The 15,081-nt window shown below is 43.2% G+C and carries 12 protein-coding genes; 7 read left to right on the top strand and 5 right to left on the bottom strand.

Translation table 11 applies throughout. The annotated features are described in order from the left end of the window. The 4 genes from ACED59_RS20335 to ACED59_RS20320 all read left to right on the top strand — a co-directional run. Positions 1–745: hypothetical protein (locus tag ACED59_RS20335; RefSeq protein WP_371705090.1), on the top strand; the 745-nt coding region annotated here is incomplete at its 5' end. Continuing rightward, positions 745–1,575 (top strand): hypothetical protein, encoded by an 831-nt coding sequence (locus ACED59_RS20330; protein ID WP_102548917.1) that lies wholly within the window; start codon positions 745–747, stop codon positions 1,573–1,575. The genes ACED59_RS20335 and ACED59_RS20330, both read left to right, overlap by 1 nt. A gap of 1,017 nt (positions 1,576–2,592) precedes the next feature. Continuing rightward, entirely contained in the window at positions 2,593–3,249 is a 657-nt protein-coding gene (locus ACED59_RS20325; RefSeq protein ID WP_371705091.1) for a 2OG-Fe dioxygenase family protein, read from the top strand. After that, positions 3,233–4,468, top strand: coding sequence for a cysteine desulfurase-like protein (locus ACED59_RS20320; RefSeq protein WP_371705092.1), 1,236 nt, complete (start codon positions 3,233–3,235; stop codon positions 4,466–4,468). Before ACED59_RS20325 ends, ACED59_RS20320 begins: the two co-directional genes overlap by 17 nt. A gap of 192 nt (positions 4,469–4,660) precedes the next feature. Here ACED59_RS20320 and ACED59_RS20315 read toward each other — a convergent pair whose 3' ends face one another. After that, positions 4,661–5,332, bottom strand: a complete 672-nt coding sequence (locus ACED59_RS20315; RefSeq protein ID WP_102486484.1) for a type 1 glutamine amidotransferase domain-containing protein — start codon at positions 5,330–5,332, stop codon at positions 4,661–4,663. Positions 5,333–5,549: 217 nt separating this feature from the next. Between ACED59_RS20315 and ACED59_RS20310 the strand changes: the two genes are divergently transcribed. Together ACED59_RS20310 and ACED59_RS20305 are read left to right on the top strand one after the other, a co-directional pair. Next, a complete protein-coding gene (locus ACED59_RS20310; protein ID WP_017103769.1) occupies positions 5,550–6,434 on the top strand; it encodes a LysR family transcriptional regulator in 885 nt (294 codons plus the stop codon). A 247-nt stretch (positions 6,435–6,681) separates the two neighbouring features. Continuing rightward, a complete protein-coding gene (locus ACED59_RS20305) occupies positions 6,682–7,932 on the top strand; it encodes a diguanylate cyclase (RefSeq protein WP_371705093.1) in 1,251 nt (416 codons plus the stop codon). A 132-nt stretch (positions 7,933–8,064) separates the two neighbouring features. Here ACED59_RS20305 and ACED59_RS20300 read toward each other — a convergent pair whose 3' ends face one another. Continuing rightward, complete coding sequence (locus ACED59_RS20300; RefSeq protein ID WP_017098743.1) at positions 8,065–8,889, bottom strand: DUF2797 domain-containing protein; 825 nt, start codon at positions 8,887–8,889, stop codon at positions 8,065–8,067. 303 nt (positions 8,890–9,192) lie between these two features. Between ACED59_RS20300 and ACED59_RS20295 the strand changes: the two genes are divergently transcribed. Then, positions 9,193–10,488, top strand: a complete 1,296-nt coding sequence (locus tag ACED59_RS20295; protein WP_017098744.1) for a GGDEF domain-containing protein — start codon at positions 9,193–9,195, stop codon at positions 10,486–10,488. A 262-nt stretch (positions 10,489–10,750) separates the two neighbouring features. Here the strand turns inward: ACED59_RS20295 and ACED59_RS20290 are convergent, their stop codons facing one another. The 3 genes from ACED59_RS20290 to ACED59_RS20280 all read right to left on the bottom strand — a co-directional run bounded on the left by ACED59_RS20290 (position 10,751) and on the right by ACED59_RS20280 (position 15,016). Further along, the gene (locus ACED59_RS20290; protein ID WP_009846474.1) at positions 10,751–12,121 is read right to left on the bottom strand and encodes a DASS family sodium-coupled anion symporter; all 1,371 of its coding nucleotides are present in this window, start codon (positions 12,119–12,121) and stop codon (positions 10,751–10,753) included. Positions 12,122–12,319: 198 nt separating this feature from the next. After that, a complete protein-coding gene (locus ACED59_RS20285; protein ID WP_029224031.1) occupies positions 12,320–13,156 on the bottom strand; it encodes an ElyC/SanA/YdcF family protein in 837 nt (278 codons plus the stop codon). Positions 13,157–13,327: 171 nt separating this feature from the next. Further along, a complete protein-coding gene (locus ACED59_RS20280) occupies positions 13,328–15,016 on the bottom strand; it encodes an NAD-dependent malic enzyme (RefSeq protein WP_012603704.1) in 1,689 nt (562 codons plus the stop codon). Positions 15,017–15,081 lie beyond the last annotated feature (65 nt).

Below are 15,081 nucleotides of genomic sequence, written 5' to 3'. Positions count from 1 at the left end.
TTTGAAAAACAATATGTCGCTTAATGCGGTGTCCAGTCTTACTGGAGCAGATCAACCTATGTATAGTAACTTTATTGACACAGGTGCATCATTTTTTGAAAACAGTTTGAAACTTTTAAAAGAATTTAATAAAGGACCAGATACAACTAAGCAGAGCTCAATTATCGCCATAAAAAGGCCTATTAGCCCAGAATTAGGTAAAGTAATCGGTTTTTTTCAGTATTCAGGGATAATATCGCCATCAGGTATAAGTAGTAGAGGTAATAAAGGTGTATATGAACTTTATGAGCTTCATTATGCAGCGATAATTGATAGAAATGTGTTCTTTAGTAGCCGTGGTATTAATGTTGAAAACTACTGTTTAGCATTTAGTAGTCGGCCTAACCACCATTACCCAAGGCACGGTGAACAATCACTGTTAGAAGCGATAGAGTGTTCTTTTGTCCTAGCATTACCAGCGTGCGAAGTATGTAAAACACCTAGGCTGTCGGATGAAGCAAGGTTTTGCATGAGTTGTGGTTCAAAACTAAAAGATGCATCTATATTTGAAGACATTGTTAATCAAGATATATCGAAATTACCGATCACAGAAGCTCGTGCACAATCGATAAAAGAGTCATCAAAGATTAGAATTATCAAAGATATCTTGATGGATCATGATAATAAAGAGTTACGTAGCGTAAGAATGATTGGTCCCACATGGGCTAAAAAAATCCGTAATTATGCAGAGGAGTTTATTGCGTAATGTCATGGAGAAATAGCATATGCCAGCAAAGTGGTGTGGAAAGAGTCACTGATCTGAATCGTTATGTGTCTAGGGTTTCAATCTCTACTGATTCACCTATTGATCAATTCTACAAAGAAACTAGAAATATTATATCTTTTGCGACGCCTCAGAATATCAATAGTTCACCTACTTTAGGTGCATTAAGTACCGTTGGAATTGTGTCATGTTGTGAAAATTATTTTCGTCAAATCTTTAGTGAAATACTTAGCATCTGTAGTGATGCTCAAAAGAATGCGGCGTCACAAACAATCAATATGGGATCAGTAATTTGGCACCCCAATTCTGAAATGGCTAAAGGTGCTTTCGAACATACATCGTTAGCTGCATCGGAAAACATTTGTAAAACAAGTGATAAATATCTAGGTATAAAGCTTAAGTCGCTTGGGCTTGAAGCAATACTTGCAGAGTTCGATAAGATATGTGAATTACGGCATGGTATTGTTCACTCAAATAGGGTCTTAGCCGGTAAAAATGGGATAAAACTTAAGCTCGAGTCTTCGGCTAATCTTACTTTGATTGATGTGAAATTTGCAGAACTTCAGGAAATATTGGCGGTATGCCAAGCATTGATAATTTCGACAAATTCAACGCTATTTGGTGTCATGTGTGAGCGTTGGGCTAAGTCTTGGAGATCAAATCCGTCTTGGACTTCAAGTAAAGAAAATGAAAAATTTAAGCAAATTTGGTTCTTATTTCGTTCTAATATGGATTCATCTAATAGTTTAATTACACGAGATATTACTTGGATAAAATGTCGAAATGAAGTGAAGAAAGAGTTTAATGTTTAAACTTTTATCCTCTCAATTAATATTAAAGATGATAGAAGAGGCTGATACTTAGTCTTAAACTAGCCTCTTACCTCATAATCGAATTCATAACTTTCTCGAAGTTTAGACCAAGTTTTGACAGGTTTTGAACACTACGCACAGGTTTAACACTAGTCATTACGTCGAATTTCCCCCCCGTGATACAACACGGGGATTCACGACGAACAGCATTAGAAGAATGGATAACTTCTAGTAGTGCAAAGCCCATAAACAGGATGTGAATGAGTAAAAGGTCTATCCAAAAAAGCATAAAAGTATTGGCGAAGAACATCAAACATTTGTGAACATCTACTGATGCTCTGGGCAGTCAAAAATACTAAGTAAACTACCTTCGTAATATTCCATTTCAAGCAATCCACATAAACTGCATCATCAATTCGAATTAGGTGTACACCGTTTAAATCTGAGTGTTTTCGAGACTGAAAGATCAGTGAAGTCTTAGTCTTTAAAGGAAGCTAATTGACTTGGGGCGGCCGAGTTCCCCCCGAACTCGACCTGTTCCAGACGCGCAAGCAAAGGCGTTTGGTTTCTGGCTTACTGATAAATTAACCAATTTCAGTTTGTTGTGTAAATAATCAATAGTTTGGCAACTGATAGGTAGATCGTATTTCGATGTGCAAATCATAGAAATGAATGATGGCAACCGTGGTGCCTCAGTTCATGCAAGGAGGCTGGCGTATTGAAGTGAAAGGGCCGACACAATATGAAACTTGTCTTTCTAGTTAATAATATCGTTATTATTTAAATTGTAGGTATTTATAACTGGCTAGTGGAGTGTGCTAGTTTTAAGAGTTGGTCATCTTTTATTCTGGTGTTATACACTGCTTTTTATTTCTAGACTGGACTTAGTGTCTGAATTATTAAATCTGACGGGATAAATGATTGTTTAATGTTGATCTGGCAAGATCTTCAAGTATCCTTTATGTAAATAAAACGTTAAATATCGAAAGTTAATTAACAATCATTAAGGAGTCGATGATGTTACATGCTCACGAAAATACCCTACATATTACCCACCTCAGTAACCATGCAGTTAAGGAGTTGTCACCTTCATTCTCTAAGCTACCAAGCACAGAGCATGCAGATGGCCAGTTCCGATTGAGAAGGTACTCAGTGGTTGAATTCAGTAATGGACAAGTCGTTGAGCTAGACAAACATAACTTTGTTCAGTCTGAAAAAATTAATCACTTTCAAGGTGATGTTGTTCGTCAGTTCGAGCCGATTGAAGCGAATATTCTAAGCAGCGAAGGCATGCAAGAGATGTGTGAACTGTTTATTGAAACCAACGGGCTTGAAGACGGACAAGAAATCGAAATCCATCAAATCCGCATTGCCGCTATTTTTGAAGAAACTCAGGTTGCACCAGAAGGTGTTCACCAAGACGGTTTTGACCACATCGCGATCATTGGTGTTACTCGTCACAACATCGTTGGTGGTGAAGTGATGCTTTATCAAGATAGCCACGAAGCGCCATTTTTTAGAAAAGTGTTAGGAGATGGCGAGGTGGCAATGCTTGCTGATAGTAAGCTTTGGCACAATGCACAACCGATTCGTACCATAGACCACGGCGAGATGGGCTACATGGATGTGTTTGTTCTAACGGCTAAGGATGCGCGCAATGTCCTTCACTCTTAATGATGTGCGCCAACAGTTTAGCGCGTTAGGTCAATATCATAATGGCAAGCCAGTCACTTTCTTTGATGGGCCGGGTGGCTCTCAGGTGCCTGAGAATGTTTTAGCATCAATGACCGAATACCTAGGGCATTTCAATTCAAACCTAGGCGGCCACTATTTTTCTAGCCAAAAGACTACAAGCTTAATGCAGCAAGCGCGAGAAGCGGCGCAAGCACTGATCAATGCGGAGTCTTCTGGCAACGTTGTGTTCGGTGCGAATATGACATCGTTAACCTTCCAACTTAGCCGAGCGATCAGTCGCGATTGGAAAGAGGGCGATGAAGTTATCGTCACTGCGTTAGACCATTACTCAAATGTATCGAGCTGGCAGCAAGCGGCAGACGACAAAGGCGCGATTGTTCGCCAAGTTCGCGTAGACGAGTCGGATTGCAGTTTGGATATGGCGCATTTTGAATCGCTGCTTAACGAGAAAACCAAGCTTGTCGCGGTGACGTTTGCTTCGAACACGACAGGCTCGATTGTCGACATGGCAAAAGTTATTGAGCTTGCACATCAGCATGGCGCTCAGGTTTATGTCGATGCCGTGCATTACGCGCCACACCATTTGGTCGATGTTCAGCAACTGAATTGTGATTTCTTAGCGTGTTCAGCGTATAAGTTCTTCGGCCCGCATGTGGGCATTGCTTATGTTGCGCCTCAATGGCTACACACGTTAAAGCCTTACAAGGTTGAGCCTGCAACCAATATCGGCCCAGGTCGATTTGAGACAGGTACGCAAAGCTTCGAAGGCCTTGCCGGTGTGATTGCGGCGGTAGATTACTTGGCGCAGTTAGGTGATCCCGCCGATTCATTGCGTTCTCGTTTAGAGCAAAGTTACGCGCTGTATAATAAGCATGAAAGCCAACTCAGTGAGTACTTCCTTAAACGCTTGTCCGATCTTGAAGGGGCAAAGCTTTACGGAAAAACCGAATTTGATTCGAACCTAAGAACCCCAACCTTTGCGATTACCTTTGAGAACCATTCTCCAGAGTTCATCGCTAAGAAGTTGGGTGAGCATAATATCTGTGTGTGGAATGGTCACTTCTACGCACTAGGATTGGTAAAGCAATTGGGTATTGAAGAGCAGGGCGTGGTGCGTATTGGTTGTATGCATTACAACTCGATTGAAGAGATCGACTTGTTGTTCAATGTGCTTGAAGGGATCTTGCGAAGTAACTAGCAGAAGTAATTAGCAAGAAGTCACTAGCACTTAATAGCTATAGAATTAGAAAAGAGCATACTTCTCTCAATAATATTGAGTAGGAAGTATGCTCTTTTTTGTTTGATTGAGCTTATATCTGTTTAACGGCAGTTATTCTATTAGGACGGTTACTAAGACTAAAGCCGCTAATCGAAAAAGCCCGTGATTTAACTAAGACAGTTGCTTAACCAGAGCTGCACCTACTGCGTGCGCACTGGTTGGGTTTTGGCCGGTAATCACTCGCTCATCAACAATTACAAGCTCATGCCAAGGTTGAACCTTGTTGAAACGCGCAGCGCTGCGAGCAAGAGACTCTTCTAGTAGAAACGGAATGTCGTTGATGGTGCCAAAGTCGATTTCTTCTTCACGAGTAAAGCCAGTCACCGATTTAGAGCTTAGTAGCTTCTCGCCATTGCTTAGAACAATCGGAAGCAGTGCTGCTGGGCCGTGACATACTGATGCGATCACACCGCCATCTTCATAATGCTTAGCGGCAATCGTTGCGAATTGCTCGTCGGTTGCTAAGTCAGAAAGTAGGCCGAATCCACCTGGGTAGAAGATAGCATCGTAGCTTTCTACGTTAATTTGGCTTACAGGAATCGTATTGTTAATGCGGTTCTGGAAGTCATCGTCAGCCAAGATCTCTGCGTTTACTGAATCACCTTCAATATCGGTTCCATACAGTGGACCTTTACCACCCTTGATAGACGCGATGTCGTACTCAAAACCCGCAGCAATGATCTCTTTCAGTGCATGAGTCAGTTCTGGAGCGTAAGTACCGTTCGCTTGGTCTGTATCGCCTAATGTTGCGTGGTTAGTTACTGGGATTAGTATTTTTTTCATGATTCGTTCCTTTGAGTACGTTTGTTTGGTTTCAGCGTCGTGGCTTTTATTTAGAAAACCAAAGCTTTCAATTTAGATACCGCTGTTTCGTTACCTGTAATACTAGTAGTAAACCATTTGAGTGATAATATGCCGAATAGACAAAACATTATTGCTATATAGCAATAGTGGGTGTGAATTAATCGGATGTGAATTCGTTAGATGTAACAGGTGAAGTATGGATAGCTTTGAAGGTATTAATGAATTTGTGGCGGTAGCGGAATGTCACGGCTTTTCTGCAGCAGCAAAACAGCTGGGGTGCAGTACCAGCCATGTCAGCCGCCAAGTATCGAGATTAGAAGAGCGGGTGGGTGTGGCTTTACTCGCTCGATCCACTCGTATGGTAAGTTTGACTGAGTCTGGGCATACCTATTATCAACAATGCAAAGATCTGGTTATCGGACTGCAACAGGCGAATGAACAAGTCACGTCTCAACAAGCTCAGCTGAGCGGTACTTTGCGTGTCAGTGCGGCGGGTGCGTTTGCCGAGAATCATGTTGCAGCAGCTTTGATGGAATTTGCGAAAGATCATCCTGAGCTCACCATAGAGATGAACTTCAATACTAAGATGGTTAACTTCATCGAAGATGGTATCGACTTCGCCATTCGTTACGGCCGATTAGACGATTCCGGTTTGGTGGCAAGAAAGCTCGTCGATCGCCCAATGGCGGCAGCAGCCAGTAAAGACTATATAGAGCAATTTGGTACGCCCACTCATCCAGAGCAGTTAAAAATGCACAGCTGCATTATCGCCAACAGTGATCAGTGGCTATTTGAGAAAGAGGGCAAACCGCTAAATGCAGTGCGAGTGCACGGGCGATGGCGCAGTAACAATTCGAGCGCAGTACTGAAAGCATGTGAAGAGGGGCTTGGTGTTGTCTACCTTCCTAAAAGCAGTTTCAATGGTGGCCTGACTAATGGAAAGCTTGTCCCGGTGCTTGAAGAGTATTGGGGAGCAGGAACCAGCAGTTGGGTCGTATATCAAAATCGTCGTTTTTTACCCCAGAGAGCAAGGCTGGCTATCGACTTCTTAGTCTCTTATTTTTCCGATTGGAATGAATAACCGAATAGATAATGCTTACATAGCTATACAATATCCTTGTTGTTTTTTGATGTGCGTAATAAGAAGGTGCTATTTGTCTACTTTTGATGACTTACGCTTACGATTGAGTTGTAGAGAAGCCTAAAGCAGTACGATATACTAGATATCATATTAATGTCCCTAACGCGTGATAGATTGTGTGGAAGCGTTGGCAGGATGTGTTGTTATGCTTCGGCTTATGAAGTGTAGCGAGAATGCGGAGTTGGCAATGTCTTCAATAAATTTCGAATCCACGTACGGTGTAATAACGATTCAAGATATGAATGTAGTGAGTGTTGACGCTAACTATGCTCGCATCTATGGATACCAATCACCGGAAGAACTACTTTCTGATATCGATAGCTTTCTAGATCTCATCTCAGAAGAGTACCATGTTTTAGCCTATCAAAATTACCTTGAAACGGTCAGTGGTCAACGAGACCCTCAGGTTCACACCTATACCAATATTGATCGCAACGGCAGAGAGTTCACCGTGTTTTCTATCGATCATGTGACGGAGTGGCAGGGAAGACCTGCACTGCAAGTCACGGTTATCGATCTTTCCCCTGCGATTCAGCTGCAAAATGCAGTGCGTGAGCAAGATAAGATGTATCACGACATGATCATGCAATCAGGGCAGGGCATCTTGGTTCACCGAGATTTCAAACCGTTGATGGTCAATCAATCATGGGTAAAACTGCAAGGTGGATCTTCCATAGAGCAAGTCTTAGCGCTGGATTCGATTCTTGACTTAGTGCCGCAGCAGAATAGTGAAGGCATCTATAAACACTATCAAGCGATCGTGTCGGGTGAGTTGTCGGGAACCAGTACCGTGGTTGAAAATATTGGCTTTGACGGTGTTCATCGCTTCTTTAATATTTACGATAATGCAATTACTTGGAAAGGTCAGCGGGCCGTTCAAGTAGTACTCGAAGATGTGACTCAAAAGGTGATGCTGGAGAAGCAGTTGGTTCACCAAGCGAATTTCGATGAAATGACGGATCTGCTTAATCGTAGGGCGATTTATGAATGGTTGAGAGAGCACATGTTCTCTAAAAACTACCTTGTCTGTATGCTATTAGATATCGATGACTTCAAGTCGATTAATGACACTTATGGCCATATGGTGGGTGATGAGGTAATTTGTGCTTTGGCTAGTATAACCAAGCGCAATGCCGAGAAAGTTGGTGGAGTAGCAGGCCGTTGGGGTGGTGAAGAGTTCATTATATTTATCCCGAATACGCCTCTTGAAACAGCTCTCGAAGTTTCAGAAGAGATTCGCCAACAGTTCAATCAAGTCGAGTTCAAAGTGGGTGAACAAATTCGTTTTAACTCTAGCGTGAGTATCGGAATCAGTGATAGCCGAGCGTGTGAAGACGGTGTCACTATTGACGCACTCGTGAATTTAACCGACCAATCTCTCTATCGCGCTAAAGCCAATGGCAAGAATTGTGTAGACGGAGATGTAGTCGCGCTTTAACGCCTAAAACCGTCATCGAAAGCGAATAGAATCGACAACAAAAAATGCCCTCAAGTCATCACTTGAGGGCATTTTAGTTTTTGGCTATTAACTTAACGCTTCTCACTATGAGAAACGCTTAAGTTCTATAAATTAGGCAGACACTTCTACTTCGTAAGAGCCAAATTTACGGATGTTAATCACACCAGTATCCAAGATAAGGTATTGGCCTTTAATGCCTTGAAGTACGCCCGTCACTTCAGGGTTCTTATCAAAGTTGTGCGATACAATTTTCACTGGGTGCTGTTCAACCGGGTAGCTCAATGAAGTAATGCTCTCACTGAGTACCTCGATAGCATCATCACCAAACTTCGTTCTGATCTCTTGAATCTTATCTTCTACAAGTGGCAATAGTTCTTTGGCTTTTTCTACCAACTCCATATCGTCGCCGTCGCCTTTTAGCAGTGTGCGCCAGTTGGTTTTGTCAGCAATGTGCTTCGCTAATTCGACTTCAATAAGACCAGAAATCTGACGCGTTTTTACCTTCAAAATAGGTAGGCCTTGAGTGGCACCTTGATCAATCCAGCGAGTTGGAATCTGAGTATGGCGAGTGATTCCTACCTTAAGGCTTGATGTGTTCGACAGGTAAACGAAGTGATCGACGAAGCAATTTTCTTCACCCCATTGAGGCTCACGACAAGTGCCTTGTTCGTAGTGGCAAGTCTCAGGCTTCATGATGCACATGTCGCAGCTTGCTAGCTTTTTCATGCACACAAAGCAGTGGCCTTGAGAGTAGCTTTTCTTAGTTTTCTTACCACACGAACAACAAAAAATATTACCAGTGTGGGTAAGGTTGATGGTTTTTCCAATCAGAGGGTTTAGCTCTACAAACTCTTCCCCTACAGGTAAACGGTAGGTAACCGCACCATCAAGGGAAGCACTCATTTTTCTGAGTGTTCCTTTTGCTAATAAAGACATGACATTACTCGTTGTATTTTGATTATTATTTCGTCGACTCGAACGCCTTGTAAGCAGTCGCTGCGGTTAACGATGATTATGCGATGAGTATAACAAATAGAGTCCGTTTTAATACGCAATATTACTTGATTATTGCGATGGATAATTGATGAGTAAACGCTCGTTTAAAATTATAGTATGACATTTTGTTCAGGCGTGATATAACGTTTTTTAGTAAATTATTGGCATTAAGATCACTAATTTACCTAACTTATTTTTATCGTGAAATCCCAACTATAGGGACCTTAAGCCGGAAGCTTAGACGTGAAGTGGATCCATAAAATAGTCATCTTTTTAGTTATCGCAACACTTGCCATTGTGCAGTATTACCAGGTAAGTGGAAATCGTGTGATAACAACAATTACTCCTGAACAATATGAATTTATCGCGACCAGCGATCAAGTTGATAGAGGAGTCAGTACCTCCCAATTATCCTATGAAAATGGGCAGTATATTCTCGATTGTGAGCTTAAAAAATCCGAATATCCGTGGCCTTACTGTGGGCTATCGATTCGTATTAGCCCAGACATAACCACTGGTCTTGACCTTTCGCAGTACCACACCTTTAGAGTCAATATTGATTACCATGCGAAGGCTGATTCTAGTGGTCGTCTGAGAACGTACCTACGTAATTACAATCCTGCTTATTCGGTGCCTGATGACGAATATACACATAAGTATAACGGGATGGAGTTTTCTCCAGGAATCGATGGTGGCGTGATAGAAATTCCGATCAAAAATTTGCAAGTCATGACGTGGTGGTTAGCGGATAACGAGATTGCGTTAGAGCATTCGGCCCCCGAGTTTTCAAATGTGAACATGGTTGAGTTTGCTACTGCTTCTGGTGCTAAATTAGGTCATCATCGAATAATTATTCGAAGTATTGAGTTTGAGGGTTCGTATATTTCGGCTGAAAGCCTGTTCCTGATCTTGCTGTTTATCTGGGTGGGTACAGGCACTGTGTTCCTGCTTTCAGAATTACACCGCTCAAGAAAACGTATCGCGATCGCTGAAAAAAGACATCATCACTTAAAGAACGTTAATCGGGCATTGAGAGAGCAAAACTTTGAGTTCTCTGAAAGGGCTCATCGTGACGAATTGACTGGGATACTTAACCGACACGCGATTCGTGATTGGTTGAAAATGCAGTCGCAACAGGTGAAGAAAGGCCACGGCAAGTTAAGTATGATCTACCTGGACATTGACTACTTTAAAAGTGTGAATGACAAATACGGACACCAGATGGGTGATCATATCTTGCGTGAATTCAGTATGGTGGTTGGCAGCTCTATCAGTGCGACGGACAAACTTGTACGTTGGGGTGGTGAAGAGTTTATTGTTTTTTGCCCTGAAACCGAAGCTGGCGAAGCGCAGAGAAAGGCAGAGAAAATCCGACTTTTGGTTAGCCAACATCTTTGGATTCATGGGGATTCTCTCACTTGCAGTATCGGCATTGCCGAGATGAAACAAGAGCGGGTGACAGAGACCATTGCCCGCGCTGATGAAGCCTTATATCAAGCGAAGCATTCAGGGCGAAATCAGGTGATCTTGAGCCACTAATCTGAAGTAGAGTTTATTGGTTTATAAGCCACACGTGCATATGTGACGTGTGGCATTTTTATGGCTCTTATCCTAATAGCCAAAACAAAAAAGGTGGCGCGGGGCCACCAAAAGGGAAAAGCGTTTCTTGTTTTTAGATGCCCGTTTGGCTGATCTTGTTAGCTGAGCGGGCATTCCTGTAAACATTTATCTATAAGTATTTACCTATAAATATGTGTTTCTAAGCACTTGCCTGTAAAGCTTTCTCTATAAGCGTTAGTGCTTACCAGAAGATCCAAGCGAACAGAGTCAGAACTAGGATACAAACTAGGTTCAACACCATACCGACTCGCATCATTTCTTTTTGTTTGATATGACCAGAGCCAAATACAATCGCATTAGGTGGTGTCGCGACTGGTAGCATGAAAGCACAAGATGCGGCAATCGCAATCAGTGCAGATAAGATAACAGGTGACATACCCAGCGCTTCAGCAATGGTTGCAAATACAGGGACAAGCAATGCCGCACTCGCTGTGTTACTCGCAAACTCCGTTAGGAATACCACGAACGCTACTACGGCTAGAATCGTAAGAAGTATACCTGCTGTTTCTAAAAATCCGCTTAGTGAGTGTGCTAGGAATACGCTGGTTCCGGTCGCTTTCAGAATGTTACTTAAACAGATACCACCACCGAACAGGATAAGTACACCCCAATCCGTTGTCTTCTCAACGTCTTTCCATTCCACGGCTCTAGAAGCGCCAAGCAGTACAATGGCGCCAATCGCTACCAAACTATCAAACTTAGAGAACCCGCCAATCATTGCGTTGATCGGCTTGCCGAATATCCAAAGCGTTACGGTTAAAAGGAAGATAGACAGTGTGATTTTCTTGCTGTTTGTCCACTCGACAGGTGCATGGTCTAACTCGAATTTGTGGTCAAGTTTTGGCTTAGTCATCACGTACAAAATAATCATCGTGATTGGCAGTAAGATCATTGAGATAGGTAGCCCAAGCGCCATCCATTCTGTGAAGCTCAAGCCAACTTCTGCCGCAGCAATGGCGTTTGGCGGGCTACCAACTAAAGTTGCGATACCACCGATTGAAGCACAGTAAGCGATACCCAATAGCACGAACACGTAGGTGTTTCGGTCTTCACTTTGGTCGACTTTGTTCATGATACCAAGAACAAGAGGGAGCATCATTGCTGTGGTGGCGGTGTTTGAGATCCACATGGATAAACCCGCACTCACACCGAACAACATGAACACGGCTACCGACATTCTGCCTTTTGCTATGAGCAATACTTTGTCAGCTATCGCTTTATCCAGCTCTTGCTTGTTCAGTGCGGCTGCCAACGCGAATCCGCCCATGAATAAGAATATGATGGGATTCGAAAAGTTAGCCAGTGCTGCGGGCGTGTTGAATACACCAAACAAGACAGCCAATAGGGGAACGAGCAAAGCGGTGATGCTGACGTGGATAGCTTCTGTTAACCATAGAATGGCAACGAACACGAGAATACTTAAACCCGTATTCACTTGCGCTTCGAATGGCAGGGAATTGAGCAAAACTGCAAATAGCGTGAAATTACCAATTAATATCATGCTGTTGCGGGTAAACAACCAGTGTTTCAGTGTAGTAACAAGTGCCGTCATAAGACGCTCCTTTTGTTTATCCTCGTTTTATTGGTGCACGACTTCGTTGAGCGGTGCTTATTATTTTCGAAGTATATAGACTTGATGTAGGGTCAGACTTTGTTGGGAGAATGTTACTCAAGTTAATAAAGGAGTGTTGGTGTGTTTTTGCTTAACAATGGGGAAGTGTGAGGCAACAAATTCAAAATGTGTAGTTTTCTACACATCGGTCTCTGCTGGTTCTAAAATAGGGCTTACTGAAGGAGTTGCAATCGGATTTTCAGTAGGGCTTGCTGTGGGGTCTGCTATAGGGTTTGCACTGGGGTCAGCAATAGGGCTAGGAATCGGCAATGATTCTGGTTTTGGACTGGGTTGGATCGGCTCTTTAGGGCCAAGGAATTTTGGCGTAGTACCAATAATATACAGATCAAGAAACGCTTTGGTACGTGCAAACACTTCACGTAAACGTATTGAGGTTCCTGAATGATGGGTTGGTCCTGAAACCGCCAAACACTGCGCATTAATATCGTAAGAGTTAGCGATAAATAGCGCTCTTTCACAGTGGAACTTCTGAGTGATGATTAGGAAGTTATCGGTATCGAATATCTTTTTGGCGCGAACAATCGAATCTAGGGTTCTGAACCCCGCATAATCTAGATTGATGCGTTCATCGGGGACGCCCGCTTTTAACAAGTCGCGTTTCATCGTCCACGGCTCATTGTAAGAGCGATGAGCGTTATCGCCACTCAGTAGAAATTGGTCTACCTTTTCACGATCGAACAGCTCAATTGCCGCTTCGATTCGGTGCTTATAATAGTCGTTGAGTGTTCTACCTAAATATTTGCTTGTGCCAAGCACTACGGCGACCTCAAGCTCGGGCACTTCATCTATATCGTAGATGATGCGATCTTCTGCTTGCCATGAAACCCAATAATCGATCGCAATAACCGCAGCGCTGCCTATTAAGAACACGAGGAAAGCGCCAAACAGAAAACCTTGCAGTTTTTTGTAAGCTTTTAATAAGTGGCTACGGAAAATGTGAGAATCAAATTTCACTCTCGGTATGGTCCTTTGACTGAGCAATAATTTTTGAGTGCTCGATAATACCAAATAAAAATGAGAAAAATCAGTTAAAAAGACAAGACAGTGTAAAGAAAAAAGCCCCCGCAGTTGCAGAGGCTCTTGTAAGAGTAGTTAACGCTCTTTATTCCAAGCGCAGCACGTTTATTAGAATGCAGTACGCTTGTAGCGACGGTAAACCGGCTGCCAGAAGTGCTGGTCAATCGCTTGTTGTAGTGCTTCTTCAGTGATCTCTAGAGCAACACCTTGCTCAATCGCTTTTTTACCAACGGCAAAAGCAATCTTTTTAGATACGGTGTGGATCTCTTCCAATGGTGGAAGTAGAGCACCTGAGCCATTGATAGCAAGTGGGGAGCACGTTGCAAGTGCTCGGCTTGATTCCATTAGCATTTCGTCAGTGATGCGTGAAGCATTCACAGCCAATACACCAAGGCCAATACCTGGGAAGATGTAGCTGTTATTACACTGAGCGATTGGGTAAGTGGTGCCGTTGTGAACCACTGGCTCAAACGGGCTACCTGTCGCAACAAGCGCTTGGCCGTCAGTCCAACGAATAATGTCATTTGGTGTTGCTTCAACACGGCTTGTTGGGTTTGACAGTGGGAACACGATAGGGCGTTCGCAGTGAAGGTTCATCTCTTTGATGACTTCTTTGCTGAACAGACCCGGCGCACCAGATACACCAACTAATACTGTTGGTTTCGCGTGGCGAACAACGTCTAGTAGAGAGAAACCAGTGCCGTCGCTTTCCCAATCTTTGGTGTTCGCGTTGGTTTGAACTAGACGCTGTTGGAAATCAAGCAGGTTTTGCATGCCTTCCTGTAGCAGACCCCAACGGTCAACCATGTAAACTTGAGAGCGAGCTTGTGCATCGCTGATACCTTCAGACACCATTTGAGCAATGATAGCTTCAGCAATACCACAACCTGCAGAACCCGCACCTAAGAAGGTGATGCGTTGGTCTGATAGTTTGCTGTTCGCTGCTTTACATGCTGCAAGTAGAGAACCAACCGTTACAGCGGCTGTACCTTGGATATCATCGTTGAAACAACAGAGGCGATCTTTGTAGCGTTCAAGCAGTGGCATTGCGTTCTTTTGTGCGAAATCTTCGAACTGAACTAATGCATCAGGCCAACGGCGTTGAACGGCTTGAATGAATTCTTCAACAAATGCATCGTAATCAGCACCCGTGATACGAGGGTGACGCCAGCCCATGTACATTGGGTCAGCAAGACGCTGCGGGTTGTTTGTACCCACATCGAGCACGATTGGTAGCATGTAAGCTGGGCTGATGCCGCCACAAGCTGTGTAAAGTGCTAGTTTACCAATTGGAATACCCATGCCACCGATACCTTGGTCTCCCAAACCAAGAATACGCTCACCATCCGTAACCACGATAACTTTAACGTTGTGGTTTGTCGCATTGTTCAGTAGGTCATCGATACGATCGCGGTTCGGGTATGAGATAAACAGACCACGGCCACGACGGTAAATATTTGAGAAGTTCTCACATGCTGCGCCAACTGTTGGCGTGTAAATGATAGGCATCATTTCAGAGATGTGGTTTTGAACTAAACGATAAAAAAGCGTTTCATTAGTGTCTTGGATGTTACGAAGGTAGATATGCTTATCCATATCACTTTCGAAGTTACAATATTGCTTGTATGCACGTCCTACTTGCTCTTGGATTGTTTCGGTTGTTTCCGGTAACAAGCCTTCAAGGTTGAAAGAACTGCGCTCTTCAGCAGAGAATGCGCTGCCTTTGTTTAGAAGAGGGGTACTTAGTAGAGCAGGACCAGCATAAGGGATATATAGAGGGCGTTTATCGTTGTTCATTAGATGCCTAATATGGGAGAAAGGGTAACCGAAAAATGATAACGGTTTAGTTATTCAATTGTAAA

The sequence above is a fragment of the Vibrio sp. FF266 genome, assembly GCF_041439695.1.
GTDB classification, from domain to species: domain Bacteria; phylum Pseudomonadota; class Gammaproteobacteria; order Enterobacterales; family Vibrionaceae; genus Vibrio; species Vibrio tasmaniensis_A.
Note: the sequence above shows the minus strand (reverse complement) of the source record. Positions and strands in the feature narration are given on the sequence as shown.